We start from the raw sequence: 14,965 nt of genomic DNA, 5'->3' as shown, positions 1-14,965 counted from the left end.
TCCCGCCGCACCTTCGGCACGGACGCGTGCACCGGCAGCGGGCTGCGGCGGCCCGGCACGGGTACCCGCGCGGGGCGGCGCCCCGGGTTACGGCGGTTTCCGCCCGTGGAATACCCCCCTGGGTATGAATGTTACGGTGGACAGCAGATACCCCCCGGGGTATACCGTCCGAGAGGAGTCGTCAGCCGTGTTCTTCGTGGACACCCTGGAATTCGAGGGCCTGGGAAACCGCAGCTATCTGGCCGGCGGACCCGAGGCCGCGGTGGTCGTCGACCCGCCGCGCGACATCGACCAGGTCATCACCGCAGCGGCCCGCCGCGGAGTGCGGATCGCCTTCGTGGCCGAGACCCATGTGCACAACGACTACATCACCGGGGGCCTCGAACTGGCCCGTGTCACCGGCGCCAGGTACCTGGTGCCGGCCGGTGCGCACGTGTCGTTCGCCCGCACCCCCGTCGCCGACGGCGACACGGTGCCGGTGGACGACGGCCTGACGCTGCGCGCGATCGCCACTCCCGGACACACCCCGCACCACACCTCCTACGTCCTGACCGAGGACGGGCGCGGTGTCGCGGCGTTCACCGGCGGCTCGCTGCTGATCGGCACCGTGGGCCGGCCCGACCTGGTCGAGCCCCGGCTGACCGAGCAGCTGGCCCGCGCCCAGCACGCCTCCGCCCACCGGCTGGCCGAGGAGCTGGACGACGCGGTGCAGGTGCTGCCCACGCACGGGTTCGGCAGCTTCTGCTCCTCGTCCCAGGCCGAGGGGGACGCGACCACGATCGGCCGGGAGCGCAGGTCCAACGACGCGCTGACCCTGGACGTGGACACCTTCGTCGCGCGCATGCTGGCCGGGCTGGACGACGTGCCCGCCTACTACACGCACATGGGCCCGGCCAACGCCGCGGGGCCCGCGCCCGTCGACCTCACCCCGCCGCGGCGGGCGGACAGCGAGGAGATCGCCTCCCGGCTGGCCGCGGGCGAGTGGGTGGTCGATCTGCGCAGCCGGATGGCCTTCGCCGAGGGACATGTGGCCGGATCGTTCAACTTCGAGGGCGAGGGCAAGCTGTCCACCTATCTGGCCTGGCTGATCCCGTGGGGCAAGCCCGTCACCCTGCTCGCCGACACCCCCGAGCGGATCCACGACGCACAGCGGGAGCTCGCCCGGGTGGGCATCGACCGGCCGGCGGCCGCCGCGACCGGCGACCCGGCCGACTGGGTCCGCGCCGGCGAACAGCTCGCCTCCTTCCCGCGCGCCCGCTTCGCCGACCTCGCCGAGGTCCGCCGGCGCGGCGACGACGTGGTCGTGCTGGACGTACGGCGGAACACGGAGCGTGCGGGCGGTTACATCGCGGGCTCGGTCCACATCCCGATCCACGAGCTGCACGGACGTACCGGTGAGGTACCGGACGGGACGGTGTGGGTGCACTGCGCCGGCGGGATGCGCGCGGCGATCGCCGCCTCCCTGCTGGACGCCGTCGGCCGGGACGTGGTCGCCGTCGACGACGGCTTCGACGCCGCCCCCGACGCCGGACTGACGCTCGTACACCCCGACGGGTCCGAGAACCCCGCCGGCACCGACTGACGCTCCCGCACCCTCCGCACGAAAGCGCACGCTCATGTTCCCGCCCTTCGCACGCCTGTCCCGCGGCCCCGGCCGCCGCACCCCGCAGCAGGCCCACCGGCTGACCGGCGACGGCACGGCCGTCCTGCTGGATGTCCGTGAGACCCCCGAGTGGGAGGCGGGGCACGCGCCCGGCGCGCTGCATCTGCCGCTCTCCCGCCTGGTGGCGGGTGCACCGCTCCCGGCCGCCGCGCAGGGCAGGACGGTGCTGGCGATCTGCCGCTCGGGGCACCGCTCCCGGCAGGCCGCCCGGCTGCTGGCCGGACGCGGCGTCCGGGCGGCGGACGTGACCGGGGGCATGACCGCGTGGGCCCGTGCGGGGCTGCCGGTCACCGGCCGGGGCGGCAGCGGCGGTGTCGTGGCGTGAGCACGCTGCTCCTGGCCCTGGCCGCCGGGGGCGTGGTCGGCCTCGCGCTCGGGGCGCTCGGCGGAGGCGGCAGCGTCCTGGCGGTGCCCGCGCTGATCTATCTGCTCGGCTTCACCCCGGCCGCGGCCACCACCGCGGCCCTGATCATCGTCACCGCCACCTCGCTCACCGCGCTGTACACGCACGCCCGCGCCGGACACGTCCAGTGGCGGGCCGGCGCCCTCTTCGCCGCCGCCGGGCTGCTGCCGGCCGCCGCGGCCGGAGCCGTCACGGGCCGGCTGCCGCAGCCGGTGCTGACCGCCGCGTTCGCGGTCGTCGCCGCTCTCGCCGCCGTCAGCATGCTGCGCTCCGGCGGGGCCGGCACCGGTACGGCGGACGGCCGGGCGCGGCCGGTCAGGGCGGCCGGCACGGGCGCGGGGCTGGGCGCGCTGACCGGGCTCCTCGGCGTCGGCGGGGGCTTCCTCGCCGTGCCCGCGCTGGTGACGGTGCTGGCGTTCGAGATGCAGGCGGCCGTCGGCACGAGCCTGCTGGTCATCTCGGCGAACTCGCTGGCGTCGCTGGCCACTCGGGGCGCCACCACCGCCGGGATCGACTGGGCGGTGGTCGCCCCCTTCGCCGGGGCGGCGATCCTGGGCGCCTGGGACGGCAGACGGCTGGCCGCCAAGGTCACCGGCACCGTGCTGCGGCGCACCTTCGCCGTGGCGCTGCTGGCCGTGGCCGCCCTCATGCTGATCGACGCCCTCCGATGACGGCCCGGACCGGCGAGCGGCCGCACCCGCGGGCTCAGGCCAGGGAGAGGAACAGCTTCTCCAGCCGGGCGCGCATCTCCTCGCGGTCACCGGAGGCGGCCGCTTCCTCATCGGCCAGGCAGTGTTGCAGGCCGGTGGCGATGATCGAGAAGCCCGCCCGGTCCAGGGCCCGGGACGCGGCCGCGAGCTGGGTCACCACGTCCTCGCAGTCCCGCCCCTCCTCCATCATCTTGATCACCCCGGCGATCTGGCCCTGCGCCCGGCGCAGCCGGTTGACCGCCGCCTTCAACTCCTCGGCCGCCACGGCACCTTCCACGATCCACACTCCTTCCGGATACCCCCCTGGGTATCCTACCGGAGGGGTGACCCCGACAAGCAAAGGAAAATTCCCCATGACCACCGCAGCCGCCCTCACCGTCGACCAGGCGCACGCCCGCCTGCACGAGCTGACCGTCATCGACGTCCGCGCCCCCGGTGAGTACGCCGCCGGCCATCTGCCCGGCGCCCACAACATCCCCCTCGACCACCTCGACACCGCCCTGCCCGCCCTGCGGACCGCCGCAGGGCGCGGCGAGCTCCTCGTCGTGTGCGCCTCCGGCGCCCGCTCCGCCGAAGCCTGCCGGCGCCTGGCCGGCCACGGCATCCCCGCCAGCGGCCTCACCGGCGGCACCAACGCCTGGCGGGAGCACGGCCACACCACGCACGGCGACACCGGCACACGCGCCCGCTGGGCCATGGAGCGCCAGGTCCGGCTCGCCGCCGGGTCCCTCGTCCTGACCGGTCTGCTCGCCGGGCAGCGCTGGGGCGCGGCCCGCTGGCTGTCCGCCGGGGTCGCGGGCGGACTGGTCTTCTCCGCCCTCACCGACACCTGCGGCATGGCCAGGATCCTCGCCAAGCTCCCGCACAACCGGCCCGAGGCCACCGCGCTGGACGCCACCCTCGCCGCGCTGGCCGGCTGACACTCGGGCCTCCGGCGACCGGGCCCGGCTGTCGGAGGGCGGTGCGAGACTCCCCCGTATGAGCGACTCAGGTGCCGGGGACGGCCGGAGCGCCCCCTCGGCACCGGAGGGCGCACTCCGGTGGGCCCTCGCGCCCGCGGGCGGCGGCCGGGTGCGGGTGTGCCCGCTGGACGCGCACGGGCGGGCGTGCGGCCCCGTACGGACGGAGGCGTCGGCAGCGGCGGCGGTGGCGTCCCGGGCGCCGGGGGCGCCGAAGGCACCGCGGCACGGCGCCGGCACGCCGGTGCGCTGGGTGTGGCGTGCGACGGCCGCCGTGCAGCCCGAGCTGCTGGCCGCGGGCGTACGGGCGGAGCGGTGCTACGACGTGGAGGCGGCCGAGGCGCTGCTGCTGGCCTACGAGGGCCGGTACGGGGAGCCCTCGTCGCTCCCGGCCGCACTGGCGCGGCTGCGCGGACTGCCCGTACCGGACGAGCACGTCCACGCGGCGCACGGCCCCGAGCAGCAGCCCTCGCTGTTCGACACCGAGCCGGCGCCGCTGCCGGGCGGAGCGGATCCCCTGGAGGCGCTGCTGGAGGTGTACGCGGCGCAGCTGGAGCGTACGGAGCGCTGTGCGCACCCGGCGCGGATGCGGCTGCTGCTGGCCGGCGAGTCCGCCGGTGCGCTGGTGGCGGCCGAGCTGACCCGGGCGGGGGTGCCGTGGAGCGAGCGGGAGCATCTGCGGCTGCTGGAGGAGATGCTGGGCGAGCGGTACGCGGGCAGCGGTCCGCCCCGGCGGCTGGTGCAGCTGGAGGAGGAGATCTCCCGGGCGTTCGGCGGTGCCCGGGTGCGGCCGGACCTGCCGGCGGAGGTGGTGGCGGCCTTCGCCCGGGACGGCGTGCGGCTGTCCTCGACCCGGGCCTGGGAGCTGCGCAAGCTCGACCATCCCGCGGTGGAGCCGCTGCTGGCCTACAAAAAGCTCTACCGGCTGTACACGACGCACGGCTGGAGCTGGCTGCGCCAGTGGGTGCACGGGGGCCGGTTCCGCACCACGTATGTGCCCAGCGGTGCGGCCTCCGGGCGGTGGACGAGCAACGGCGGCGGCGCGCTCCAGATCCCGAAGGTGGTGCGGCGCGCGGTGGTCGCCGATCCGGGCTGGCGGCTCGTGGTGGCCGACGTGGCGCAGATGGAGCCGCGCGTGCTCGCGGCCGTCTCGCGCGACCCGGGCCTGATGGCGGTGGCCTCCACCGGCCGGGATCTGTACACCGAGCTGTCGGAGCTGGCGTTCTCGGGCGACCGGGAGCAGGCCAAGCTGGCGCTGCTGGGCGCCGTCTACGGGCAGACCAGCGGTGACGGGCTGCGGAACCTGGCGGCGCTGCGCCGCAGGTTCCCGGCCGCGGTCGACCACGTCGACGAGGCGGCACGGGCCGGGGAGGAGGGCCGTCTGGTGCGCACACATCTGGGCCGTACGTGTCCCCCGGCGGGCCGGCCGGGTGCCGGGGACGGCAGCGGGCCGGAGGCCGGGGAGGCGGTGGACGAGCCGCGGCCCGGCGGCGCCGCCGCGGGGGCGGCGGCGCGGGCGCGCGGCCGGTTCACGAGGAACTTCGTGGTGCAGGGCAGCGCGGCGGACTGGGCGGTGCTGATGCTGGCGGCACTGCGTCAACGGCTCGGCGGCACCGCTGCCGAGCTGGTGTTCTTCCAGCACGACGAGGTGATCGTGCACTGCCCGGCCGAGGAGGCGGAGTGGGTGGAGCAGGCCGTCCGCGAGGCGGGTGAGGTGGCGGGGCGTGCGGCCTTCGGCCCGACCCCGGTGCGCTTCGCCTTCTCGGTCGCGGTCGTCGAGTGCTACGCCGACGCCAAGTGAGCGGCGCCCGGGGCCGGGCGCGGGCGCGGGCCGTACGGGGGGCCGGTGGTGTGCGCCGTCGCGAGGTGGCGGCGGTGGAGCGGTGCCCGGCCGGCGCGCGGTGTGTGCCCGGGTGCGCGACCATCAGAGGGCGGGCGGCGCCGGGCGTACCGGCGTGCGTGCGGCGCGTGCCGGGACGGCGGCCCGCCGCCCGCGTGGGACAGGCATCGGGAAGACGGGCGGCTTCCGGGCCGCCCGGGTCTCCCGGACAGCGGCATCGGGGAAGGCGGGATCATGAGCGAGACGGCCCGGATCGGTGTGACGGGGCTGGCCGTCATGGGGCGCAATCTGGCGCGGAACCTGGCACGCAACGGCTGTCCCGTCGCCGTGCACAACAGGACGTACGCCCGGACGCAGGCTCTGCTGGACGAGCACGGCGACGAGGGCACGTTCGTGCCGGCCGGTTCCGCCGAGGAGTTGGTGGCCTCGCTGGAACGTCCGCGCAAGCTGCTCCTCATGGTGAAGGCGGGGGCGCCGACGGACGCGGTCGTCGAGGAGTTCGCGGCGCTGCTGGAGCCCGGCGACATCCTCGTCGACGGGGGCAACGCGCACTTCGAGGACACCCGCAGAAGGGAGGCGGCGCTGCGGGAGCGCGGCCTGCACTTCGTCGGGACGGGGATCTCCGGTGGCGAGGAGGGCGCGCTGCACGGGCCGAGCCTGATGCCGGGCGGTACGGCCGAGGCGTACCGGGAGTTGGCCCCCCTGCTGGAGCGGATCGCCGCACGCGCGCCGGACGGCGCCCCGTGCACCACGCACGTGGGCACGGACGGTGCGGGGCACTTCGTGAAGATGGTGCACAACGGCATCGAGTACGCCGACATGCAGTTGATCGGTGAGGCGTACGACCTGCTGCGCCGGGTGGCCGGCTGGTCGTCGGCGCGCATCGCGGAGACCTTCCGGTCATGGAACCGGGGCCGGCTCGACTCGTACCTCATCGAGATCACGGCCGAGGTGCTCACCCATACCGACACCCGCACGGGCGAGCCGTTCGTGGACGTGGTGGCGGACCAGGCGGAGCAGAAGGGCACGGGCCGCTGGACGGTGCAGCACGCGCTCGGGCTGGGGGTGCCGGTGCCGGGCATCGCGGACGCCGTCTTCGCCCGCTCGCAGTCGGGCAACACCCGGCTGCGGTCGGCCGCCGCGCCCCTGGCGGGGCCACGGGACGCGGCGCCGCTGGAGCCGCACGAGGCGGAGGAGTTCGCCGGTCTGGTCGAACAGGCCCTGTACGCCTCGAAGGTGATCGCGTACGCGCAGGGCTGGGATCTGATCCGCGCGGGCGGCGAGGAGTACGGCTGGGACATCGATCCCGGTGCCATGGCGGCGATCTGGCGGGCCGGCTGCATCATCAGGGCGGCGTTCCTGGACCGTATCCGGGCGGCGTACGCGCAGACGCCCCGGCTGCCGACGCTGCTGGCCGACCCGGAGTTCGGCCGGGAGCTGGGCGCCGCGCAGGACGCCTGGCGGACCACCGTGTCCGAGGCGGTGCGGCGCGGTGTGCCGGTGCCGGGGATGGCGGGCGCGCTGGCCTACTACGACGGGCTGCGGGCCGACCGGCTCCCGGCGGCGCTGACCCAGGCGCAGCGCGACTTCTTCGGTGCGCACACCTATCGCCGGGTGGATCGCGCCGGGGTCTTCCACACCCGGTGGGACGCCGACCGCACCGAGGTGGAGGAGGACTGAAGCGGGCGCGCGGGAGCTGTCACGGCCCGTCGCCCGGGTGTGGCGCGTGCCGGGGTGACCGGTGACGGCCGGGCGACGGGCGGGGGTTCACAGCCAGCGGACCGGTGACGACATGGGGACGCAGACCTTGTTGTGCCGCTCCCAGTAGGTGCCGGTGGGGCAGGACTTGGCCGGTGCGGCGTATGCGGGGACGGCCGGGGGTGCGGCCTGGGCGGGAGCGGCGGCGCCGGTGAGCGCGGCGACGGCGAGCAGGCCGGGGGCGAGTGCGCGCAGCAGACGGGCGGTTGCGCCGTGGGGTGCGGGGGGCCGGGTGCGGTGGTGACCGGTGCGCTGGTTCATGTGCGCATGCGTACCGGTTCCGCCGGAGGGTGTGCGGGCGGTTCCCGGGGCTTTCACCCGACCGGGAAGGAAGCGGAGTGTCCCCATCCGGTCACGGCCCTGTTCCGGGCCCGTTCCACCGGTACCCGCCGGTCATCCCCGGCAGCCGAAACGGCGTCCTTCAGCCCGGAACGATCACACCGTACGAAGGGGGAACCCCCAATGGCTTCCGGCTGCCGCGACTGCTCGACCTGCACCAAGTCCGGCCTGGGCAAACTGGTGTTGAAGGCCGGCACCGGGCTGCTGTACCTGTGCACGCTCGGCATCGCCTACGTCGTCAAACGGGCCTTCCGGCGCCACTGCCCCCAGTGCGAGCACCTGCTGTCCCGGCACGCACGCCGCGCCGACGGCTCCTTCCGCGACTGAGCGGACATCCGGCCGACTGCCCCTGCCCGGTGGGCCGGTGGGTCCACCACCGGGCAGTTGCCGGCAGGCGGTCAGAGCCGGTGCTTGACCTGGTAGTGCGGGTCGTCCGGGGCCCGTTCGTCGCCCGTCGCGGTCAACAGGCGGCGCCGGCTGACCAGATCGTGCAGCAGGGCCCGGGTCTCGTCCGCCGGCACACCGGCCGTCGCGGCCACCTCGTCCAGCGAGGCGGGCTCGCCCGGGTGCCGCTGCTCGCACACCGCGACGGCCTCGAAGACCCGCTCGTGCTGTGCCGTGTAGCCCGGATCGCCGCGCCCCGTGAACGACGGTTCGGACGGCGGCGCCTCCTGCGGCGGATGCCCCGTGGTCTGCGAGTGGGCCTCGTTGACGCGTTCCGTCTCGTGCTGTTGCTGCTTGCCCCGGTGGATCGGCGCGGTCTTGTCCTCGTGGGTCAGCGTCGAGCGGTGCGAGACATGGTGGCGCTGCTTGGACGCGCCCGTCGTCTCACCGCGTTCGCTCGGCCGCTCCCCTTCGCGTTCGGCCTCCAGCGCCGCCGCACGCCGCTGGTCCTCGTCGCCTTCCATCTTCTTGCGCACCATGTCTTCCGCCTCCTTCGCGCGGACGGGCCGTCGTGTGCCGCCGGGCCGGACGGTCAGTCGCTCAGGTCGGCCTTGCCGAACAGCGCGGCGTAGCCGGTCGGCAACTGGCCGAGCACCTGGTTGACCTCGCCGTGGGAGACGGTGGAGGCGACCGTGCTGAGCACCGCGCCCGCGTCCCACTGCGCGGTGCGCGGCCGCGCCCCGGTCTGGTCCGCCACGCGCCGGCAGAACTCGTGCACGCCGAACCTCTCGGCGCCGCGCTCGCCGTCCGTCTCCAGTGCCTCGCCCAGCGTGCCCGGCAGCTGGGCCGCCAGATCCTTCGCCTCCCCGGGCCGGATACGCCGCGAGAGCACCCCCAGCACGGCGACGCTGACCTCCAGCGCCTCCTCCTGGTCGGCGTACTCCCCGCGGTCCCTCACCTCGGCCAGGAACTCGTCCTGCCGCATAGTGCGCCTCCCGTCCGTGCGACGGAGTCCCGTGTCATGCCCCGCCGCTGTCGTGCCTGTGATGGCTGCCACGGCTGCGGTGGCCGCCGTCGTGTGTGCGGCTGTCCCCCACCGCGTAACCAGCGGGGCGCGCGGTCACACCCGAGGGCCCCGGGCCGGCGGGGTCCGGCTGCCGGGCCGGGCGGGCGCGCCGGGCCGCGGCCGCGACGCTGAGGGTGTTGGCCGCCGCGATGGCGGCGATGGCGCACCACTCCACGGGGGCCGGCCGCTGGCCGAGCGCCGCCCAGCCGACCAGCGCGGCGTACACCGGGTTGACGCTCATGAACAGCCCGAAGAAGGCGGCCGGCACGCGCCGCAGGGCCAGCAGGTCGGCCAGGAACGGCACGGCCGAGGAGAGCACCCCGGCCGCGACGGCGCAGCCGAGCACCCCGGCCGACGGCGTCCGCTGGGCCAGCACCACCGCGCCGACGGGCAGATACAGCACGGCCGAGACGGCAGCGGCGGCGGCCGAGCCCTCGGCGCCCGGGACGCGGCGCCCCACCGTCCGGTTCAGCAGGATGTAGCCGGCCCAGCACCCGGCGGCCAGCAGGCCCAGCGCGATCCCCCAGCCGTCCCCGCCGGGCCGCGGCCGGGTGAGCACGACGACGGCGGCGCCCGCGCACACCGCGCACAGCGCGTCCGTCCGGCGCCGGGAGGACAGGAGCGCGACGCTCAGCGGCCCGAGGAACTCCAGGGTGACCGCGAGGCCGAGCCCGATGCGTGCGATGGCGGCGTACAGCGACAGGTTCATCGTGGCGAAGACGGCCGCCAGCGCGAGCACGGGCCCCCACTGCCGTGCGGTCAGCGCACGCGGCCGGGGCCGGGCCACCGCCAGCAGGACGAGCGCCGCCACCCACTGGCGGACCGCCACCACCCCGGCGGGCCCGAGCGCCGGGAAGGCCAGGGCCGCGACGGCCGCGCCCGTCTGGTTCGACAGGCCGCTGCCGAGCATCAGCAGCACTCCGGCCGCACGGCCGGTTCCCTGCCGGTGGCCGCGCGTCCCCGTGCTCCCGCCTCGCCTCGTCATGCCACGAGGGTCGGCGTCCGGTACGGAGGCACAAAATGCGGGCGGCGGGCCGTCCATACGCCCGCGTCATGGACCGCGCCGGGCGGGCGGGGGCCGTGCCACCCTGCGGTCATGGAACTCGAACTGCGCCATCTGCGCTGCCTGGTGGCGATCGTGGACACGGGCAGCTTCACCGACGCCGCGATCGAGCTGGGCGTCTCGCAGGCCGCCGTCTCGCGTGGTCTGCTCGCGCTGGAGAGGGTGCTCGGGGTCCGGGTGCTGCACCGCACCAGCCGTGCCGTCGCACCCACCGCGGCCGGCGTCCGCGTCCTGGCCAGGGCACGGCACCTGCTGGCCGAGGCCGAGGATCTGGTACGGGAGGCCGCCGCCGGCCCCACCCGGCTGCGGCTGGGCCACGCGTGGGGCGCGCTGGGCCGGCACACCACCGCCTTCCAGCGCGGCTGGGCGGAGCGGTACCCGGGCACGGAGCTGGAGTTGATCCGCACCAACTCCTCCACGGCCGGGCTGGCCGAGGGCGTCTGCGATCTGGCCGTCGTCCGCACCGCCGTGGACACCCGGCGGTACGCGCACGCCGCGGTGGGCACCGAGCGCCGCTACTGCGCCATGGCCTCGGACGACGTCTGGGCGCGGCGCAGGACGGTGGGGCTGGCCATGATCCGGGAGCGCACCCTCGTGGTGGACCGGCGCACCGGCAGCACGACGGCCGGGCTGTGGTCCGCCGGGGAGCGGCCCCGGGTCGAGTACACCCGGGACATCGAGGACTGGCTGGCCGCCGTCGCCACCGGACGCTGTGTCGGGATCACGCCGGAGAGCACGGTCGCGCAGTACCGCAGGGACGGCATCGTCTTCCGCCGGGTCCGGGACGCCGAGCCGGTCACCGTCCGGCTCATCTGGCACCGGCACGCGCCGCACCCGGCCACACGGGACGCCGTCGCCCTGCTCACCCGGCTGTGGACGGCGCCGTCCCCCGGGAGCCCGGGGGACGCGCGGGCTCCGGTGCCCGTGGGCCGCCGTGCGGGCGCCGGCCGCACAGCAGGTCCGGGTGGGGCGGGGTGAGCCGGGGGTGGACGGTGTGGACGGTGCCGTCGTCGAAGGTGAACTCGTGGGAGAGGCGGGAGAGGGCCGTCTCCAGGGTGCGCACCATGGCGTCGTGGTCAGCGGCCGTCCCCCACAGCAGGTCGAGGTGTGCGGTGCCGGTGCCGCCGGGCAGCCGGCCGCCGGGGCGCACATAGGGGCGGTGGCCGGTCACGCCGTCGACGGCGCGTGCCGCGCGGGCGCCGTGCACGGCGGTGAGGGTGCAGGGCGCGACCGGTGCGAGGGAGTTGTACTGGAAGTGCACCGCGCGCGGCGGGGGCAGCGGGCCGGGCAGCTCCTCGCCGAGGGCGAGCCGGCCGGCCCAGCCGACCAGGTCGACTCCGCAGGCGCGGCGCGCCAGTTCGTTCAGGTGCCCGCCGAGCCGGCCGTTGACCTCGATGAGGCGGGGGCCCGCCGGGGTGAGCTTGATCTCGGTGTGGCACAGCCCGGTGGTCACGCCGAGCGCGCGGACGGCGGCCACGGCCAGGTCGCACACCTCCCGCTCCTCGGCGGCGGACAGCGCGGCGGGCCAGAACTGGCCGGTCTCCCGGAACGGGGGCACCAGCGGGTGCTTGCCGGTCACGGCCAGCGGCACCGTCCCGGCGGGCGTGCTGGCCGTCTCCACGGACACGTAGTCCCCGTGCGGAAGGCCCGGGCGGCCCTCCAGGTGCTCCTCGACGACCCAGCCGTCCGCGTCGGGCAGCAGTTCCTTGGCCAGCGCGACCGCCTGACCGTGGGTGGTCACCTTGTGTACGGCCCGACTGCCCTGCCCCCGGGGCGGTTTGACGACGACGGGCAGACCGAGCCCGTCCAGCGCCGCCGCCCAGCCGGCCGCGTCGTGCACCCGGTGGCTGCGCACCCGGTCCAGGCCGGCCCGGTGCAGCCGGGCGCGCTGCTCGGCCTTGTCGGTGAGCGCGGCGGCGGTGTGCGGGGTGTGGAACGGCAGGGAGAGCCGGGCGGCCAGCTCGGCGGTGGCGCGCAGCTCGCTCTCCGCGAAGGTCAGCAGCGCCCGCGGCCGCAGCCGGGCCAGCGCCCGCGCGTCGGCCTCCGGGTCCTCGGTCAGCCGGAGCGTACGGCCGGACTGCCGGAGCACCTGCTCGGTGCGGGCGCTGTGTTCGGAGGCGCGGACGAGGAAGACCAGCGGGGCCGACGCGGCCAGCCCGACGGCGAGTTCGCCCGCCGAGGCCGAGCCGTGGTCGTAGACGACGGCCAGCGGTCGCTGCGCAGCGCTCACCGGGGGCCTCCCGCCGGGTCGGGGGCCTGCCCGTGCGGTGCGCGCGCGGCGGAGCGCAGGCCCGCCTCGACGAGCTGGAGGAGTGCGCGCGCCCGGTCCTCGGGGACGGCGGCGGCGTCGTGGGTGACCAGAAGGCCGGTGCCGAAGCCGGGGAAGTCGAGGGTGTAGTCGCAGGAGACGGGGTGGCTGGCCTTGTCGGCGTGCCACCACTCGTCGACGCGGACGGCGCGCAGCGCCTCCAGGTTCCGGTAGACGCGGAAGTCGGTGAAGTTGAACGCGACGTCGAACGGCGGGCGGCCGAGCTTCTCCTCGATCCTGGCGAGCGGGTAGCGCCGGTGCGGGACGGCGGCGGTCTCGGTGTCGCGTGCCGTGCGGGCGAGTTCGGCCCAGGTGCCGTGCGCGGGCAGCCGGAACGGCACGGTGTTGAGGAAGAGCCCCACCGTGAGGTCGGTGTCGGGCTGTTCGGGCCGACCGCTGAGGACCACCCCGGTGGCCATGCCGCCGGGTGTGCCGCTCCAGTGGGCCAGCGCCCAGGAGTGGACGGCCAGCAGCAGGCTCTTGAGCGGGGCGCCGGCCTCGGCGGCGGCGGCCCGCAGCCCGGCGAGCAGCTCGTCCTCGAACGGCAGGCTCAGCCGGGCGGAGGCGTCGCCGGGTGCGGCACTGCGGTCGCGGTCCGGCAGCAGGTGGGGGCCCTCGGCGTGCTGCTGCCAGAAGGCGGCGGCCTCGGCGGAGGCGGCGGCCTCGCGCTCGGCGGCGACGAACAGTTCGTGTCCGCCGGGCGGTGGCGCGGGCAGGGCCGTGGCGAGATCGGCACCGTCGGCGCCGCCGAGCGCGGCGTCGTAGAGCCGGACGAGGTCGGTGACGACGGTGGCGAAGCTCCAGCCGTCCATCAGCGCGTGGTGCATGGCCACGGTGAGCCGGAAGCCGCCGCCGTCGCGGGGCGCCGCGGTGGCGTCGGCTGTGTCGGCTGGGTCGGCTGGGTCGGCTGGGTCAGCTGGGTCGGCTGGGTCGGTGGGTGCGGCGACGTGGCAGCGAAGGAGGGGCGGTGTCTCCCAGTCGAAGGCTGTGGCCAGTTGGCGGGCCCGCCACCGGGCGGCGGCCGTGTGGCAGGCGGCGTCGGCGTCCGGGCCGGGCGGTGCGGGCCGGTCGATGTCCAGGGGCAACGGCAGCGCGGGGTGGACGAGTTGGACGGGCTCCGGGTCGGCCGCCAGATCGAAGGAGCTGCGCAGCGCCGGGTGGCGGGCCAGCAGGGCGGTCAGTGCCGCGCGGAAGCGGTCCTCGTCGAACGGGCCGCGCACACGCACTCCGATGAGGTCGTTGTACAGGCTCGGGTCGTCGCTCATCTCGCACTGGTAGACGAGGCCGATCTGGAGGTCGGAGGCGGGGCGGGGCACCGGCTCCCCCGGTTCCCCGGGCCCCCCGCCGGCGTCGGCGGCGAGCGGTTCCGGGGGCAGCGGCGGGGCGTCGGCGCGGGTGGGGTCCGCGGCGTAGCTCTCGGCCAGTTCGCCTGCCGAGGGGTGGGTGAGCAGATCGAGCAGCCGGATGCCGATGCCCAGCTCGCCCGCGCGGGCGACGACCCGGACGGCGATGAGCGAGTCGCCGCCGACGGCGTAGAAGTCGTCGTCCTCCTCGATGCCCTCGTCCCCGAGTTCCTCGCGTATCAGGGTGAGGAGGGTGCGCGCGATCTCCTCGGCGTCGGGCGGGGCGGCGTCACCGGGGGCGGTCTGCGGCATGGTGTCCCCTTTCCTGATGCGGTGTACGGGGCGGTTCGGGTGTCCGGGACGCCGGCGCGGGCGGCAGGCCGGTGGTCAGTGCCTCGTGGACGGCCCGCAGCACCTGCCGGGTGTGCTGGTGGAGGTAGAAGTGGCCGCCGGGGAACAGCCGTACCCGGCACTCCCGCGCGGTGTGCGCCGACCAGTCGGCCAGCTCGTCCGCCGTGACGGTGTCGTCCCGGCCGCCGCAGGCCAGCACCGGTACGGGCAGCTCCCGTTCGCCGTAGCCGCGCCGGTAGGCGTGCCCCAGGCGCAGATCGTCGCGCACGGTCGTCAGGAGGAGCTCGCGCAGCTGCGGGTCGGCGAGGGCCTCGGGGGCCGTGCCGCCCATCTCCCGCAGGGCGCCCAGGAGTTCCTCGTCGGTGCAGTCGGGGCCGAGCGGTCCCGGCCCGGGGTGCCGGCGGGCGCCGCCGCGGTGGGCGGAGACGACCAGCAGTTCGGGGACGCGGGCGCCGCCCCGGTGCAGCCAGGCGACGAGTTCGGCGGCGAGGAAGGCGCCCATGCTGTGCCCGAACAGGACGGTGGGACCGGTGGCGCGCTCGGCCAGCTCGGCGCCGAGGAGCGGCACCAGCTCCTCGGCCGAGGCCGCCGCCGGCATGCCCATCAGGCCCTCCCGGCCGGGCAGTTGGACGGGCTGCACATCGAGCCGGGGGTCGGCGCCGATCCAGCCGCGGTAGCCGGAGGCGCCGCCTCCGGTGTGCGGCAGACAGAAGACGGTGGCGTCGGCGGCGGGCCGGCGCGCCGACCAGAACGGCAGGAAGCGCGGTTCCCCGGGCAT

General features: G+C 76.1%; 16 protein-coding genes. 8 read left to right on the top strand and 8 right to left on the bottom strand.

The annotated features are described in order from the left end of the window. The first annotated feature begins 187 nt into the window (after positions 1 to 187). Genes SCA03_RS05080 through SCA03_RS05070 form a run of 3 tightly spaced genes read left to right on the top strand, consistent with a single transcriptional unit; the run spans position 188 to position 2,737 of the window. On the top strand, positions 188 to 1,582 hold the full coding sequence (locus SCA03_RS05080) for an MBL fold metallo-hydrolase (RefSeq protein WP_141275225.1): 1,395 nt from the start codon (positions 188 to 190) through the stop codon (positions 1,580 to 1,582). 34 nt (positions 1,583 to 1,616) lie between these two features. Next, positions 1,617 to 1,988, top strand: coding sequence for a rhodanese-like domain-containing protein (locus SCA03_RS05075; protein WP_086817548.1), 372 nt, complete (start codon positions 1,617 to 1,619; stop codon positions 1,986 to 1,988). Then, positions 1,985 to 2,737: a sulfite exporter TauE/SafE family protein gene (locus SCA03_RS05070; RefSeq protein ID WP_086817546.1), complete on the top strand. Its 753-nt coding sequence runs from the start codon at positions 1,985 to 1,987 to the stop codon at positions 2,735 to 2,737. The genes SCA03_RS05075 and SCA03_RS05070 overlap by 4 nt, the downstream gene beginning before the upstream one ends. 34 nt (positions 2,738 to 2,771) lie before the next feature. Here the strand turns inward: SCA03_RS05070 and SCA03_RS05065 are convergent, their stop codons facing one another. Then, positions 2,772 to 3,053: a metal-sensitive transcriptional regulator gene (locus SCA03_RS05065; protein WP_030881993.1), complete on the bottom strand. Its 282-nt coding sequence runs from the start codon at positions 3,051 to 3,053 to the stop codon at positions 2,772 to 2,774. A 76-nt stretch (positions 3,054 to 3,129) separates the two neighbouring features. Between SCA03_RS05065 and SCA03_RS05060 the strand changes: the two genes are divergently transcribed. From SCA03_RS05060 to gnd, 3 genes are all read left to right on the top strand, one after another. Further along, positions 3,130 to 3,696 (top strand): rhodanese-like domain-containing protein, encoded by a 567-nt coding sequence (locus SCA03_RS05060; RefSeq protein WP_030881989.1) that lies wholly within the window; start codon positions 3,130 to 3,132, stop codon positions 3,694 to 3,696. A gap of 58 nt (positions 3,697 to 3,754) precedes the next feature. Next, a complete protein-coding gene (locus SCA03_RS05055) occupies positions 3,755 to 5,536 on the top strand; it encodes a bifunctional 3'-5' exonuclease/DNA polymerase (protein WP_086817544.1) in 1,782 nt (593 codons plus the stop codon). A gap of 273 nt (positions 5,537 to 5,809) precedes the next feature. Further along, entirely contained in the window at positions 5,810 to 7,255 is a 1,446-nt protein-coding gene (gene gnd / locus SCA03_RS05050) for an NADP-dependent phosphogluconate dehydrogenase (protein WP_086817542.1), read from the top strand. A gap of 87 nt (positions 7,256 to 7,342) precedes the next feature. Here gnd and SCA03_RS05045 read toward each other — a convergent pair whose 3' ends face one another. Next, complete coding sequence (locus SCA03_RS05045) at positions 7,343 to 7,594, bottom strand: hypothetical protein (RefSeq protein ID WP_030881981.1); 252 nt, start codon at positions 7,592 to 7,594, stop codon at positions 7,343 to 7,345. Between the two features lie 201 nt (positions 7,595 to 7,795). Here SCA03_RS05045 and SCA03_RS05040 point away from each other — a divergent pair, with 201 nt between their 5' ends. After that, positions 7,796 to 7,999: a hypothetical protein gene (locus SCA03_RS05040; protein WP_030881978.1), complete on the top strand. Its 204-nt coding sequence runs from the start codon at positions 7,796 to 7,798 to the stop codon at positions 7,997 to 7,999. Positions 8,000 to 8,070: 71 nt separating this feature from the next. Here SCA03_RS05040 and SCA03_RS05035 read toward each other — a convergent pair whose 3' ends face one another. Genes SCA03_RS05035 through SCA03_RS05025 form a run of 3 tightly spaced genes read right to left on the bottom strand, consistent with a single transcriptional unit; the run spans position 8,071 to position 10,107 of the window. After that, positions 8,071 to 8,595: a hypothetical protein gene (locus tag SCA03_RS05035; RefSeq protein WP_051845928.1), complete on the bottom strand. Its 525-nt coding sequence runs from the start codon at positions 8,593 to 8,595 to the stop codon at positions 8,071 to 8,073. 53 nt (positions 8,596 to 8,648) lie between these two features. Next, positions 8,649 to 9,041: a DUF2267 domain-containing protein gene (locus SCA03_RS05030; protein ID WP_030881973.1), complete on the bottom strand. Its 393-nt coding sequence runs from the start codon at positions 9,039 to 9,041 to the stop codon at positions 8,649 to 8,651. Positions 9,042 to 9,075: 34 nt separating this feature from the next. Next, entirely contained in the window at positions 9,076 to 10,107 is a 1,032-nt protein-coding gene (locus tag SCA03_RS05025; protein WP_078873234.1) for an EamA family transporter, read from the bottom strand. A gap of 111 nt (positions 10,108 to 10,218) precedes the next feature. On the opposite strand from SCA03_RS05025, the gene SCA03_RS05020 reads away from it, so the two are divergent. Next, entirely contained in the window at positions 10,219 to 11,163 is a 945-nt protein-coding gene (locus SCA03_RS05020; RefSeq protein WP_078873232.1) for a LysR family transcriptional regulator, read from the top strand. On the opposite strand, the gene SCA03_RS05015 is transcribed toward SCA03_RS05020, so the two are convergent. Genes SCA03_RS05015 through SCA03_RS05005 form a run of 3 tightly spaced genes read right to left on the bottom strand, consistent with a single transcriptional unit; the run spans position 11,048 to position 14,965 of the window. Next, a complete protein-coding gene (locus SCA03_RS05015) occupies positions 11,048 to 12,415 on the bottom strand; it encodes an ATP-grasp domain-containing protein (protein WP_170223831.1) in 1,368 nt (455 codons plus the stop codon). The two genes, SCA03_RS05020 and SCA03_RS05015, sit on opposite strands and share 116 nt — an antisense overlap. Then, the gene (locus SCA03_RS05010; RefSeq protein WP_086818236.1) at positions 12,412 to 14,148 is read right to left on the bottom strand and encodes a condensation domain-containing protein; all 1,737 of its coding nucleotides are present in this window, start codon (positions 14,146 to 14,148) and stop codon (positions 12,412 to 12,414) included. The genes SCA03_RS05015 and SCA03_RS05010 overlap by 4 nt, the downstream gene beginning before the upstream one ends. After that, on the bottom strand, positions 14,126 to 14,965 hold the full coding sequence (locus SCA03_RS05005) for a thioesterase II family protein (protein WP_051856600.1): 840 nt from the start codon (positions 14,963 to 14,965) through the stop codon (positions 14,126 to 14,128). Before SCA03_RS05005 ends, SCA03_RS05010 begins: the two co-directional genes overlap by 23 nt.

Source organism: Streptomyces cacaoi, assembly GCF_006539165.1.
In the GTDB taxonomy this organism is placed as follows: Bacteria; Actinomycetota; Actinomycetes; order Streptomycetales; family Streptomycetaceae; genus Streptomyces; species Streptomyces cacaoi.
This window is presented reverse-complemented; position numbering and strand designations above follow the sequence as displayed.

Bases quoted from the DNA above. Each gene is read 5' to 3' on its own strand.
- SCA03_RS05055 (WP_086817544.1), top strand. From the start codon at position 3,755: ATGAGCGACTCAGGTGCCGGGGACGGCCGGAGCGCCCCCTCGGCACCG.
- SCA03_RS05045 (WP_030881981.1), bottom strand. From the start codon at position 7,594: ATGAACCAGCGCACCGGTCACCACCGCACCCGGCCCCCCGCACCCCAC.
- SCA03_RS05010 (WP_086818236.1), bottom strand. From the start codon at position 14,148: ATGCCGCAGACCGCCCCCGGTGACGCCGCCCCGCCCGACGCCGAGGAG.
- SCA03_RS05035 (WP_051845928.1), bottom strand. From the start codon at position 8,595: ATGGTGCGCAAGAAGATGGAAGGCGACGAGGACCAGCGGCGTGCGGCG.
- SCA03_RS05060 (WP_030881989.1), top strand. From the start codon at position 3,130: ATGACCACCGCAGCCGCCCTCACCGTCGACCAGGCGCACGCCCGCCTG.
- SCA03_RS05020 (WP_078873232.1), top strand. From the start codon at position 10,219: ATGGAACTCGAACTGCGCCATCTGCGCTGCCTGGTGGCGATCGTGGAC.
- gnd (WP_086817542.1), top strand. From the start codon at position 5,810: ATGAGCGAGACGGCCCGGATCGGTGTGACGGGGCTGGCCGTCATGGGG.
- SCA03_RS05005 (WP_051856600.1), bottom strand. From the start codon at position 14,965: ATGCCCGGGGAACCGCGCTTCCTGCCGTTCTGGTCGGCGCGCCGGCCC.
- SCA03_RS05025 (WP_078873234.1), bottom strand. From the start codon at position 10,107: ATGACGAGGCGAGGCGGGAGCACGGGGACGCGCGGCCACCGGCAGGGA.
- SCA03_RS05030 (WP_030881973.1), bottom strand. From the start codon at position 9,041: ATGCGGCAGGACGAGTTCCTGGCCGAGGTGAGGGACCGCGGGGAGTAC.
- SCA03_RS05075 (WP_086817548.1), top strand. From the start codon at position 1,617: ATGTTCCCGCCCTTCGCACGCCTGTCCCGCGGCCCCGGCCGCCGCACC.
- SCA03_RS05040 (WP_030881978.1), top strand. From the start codon at position 7,796: ATGGCTTCCGGCTGCCGCGACTGCTCGACCTGCACCAAGTCCGGCCTG.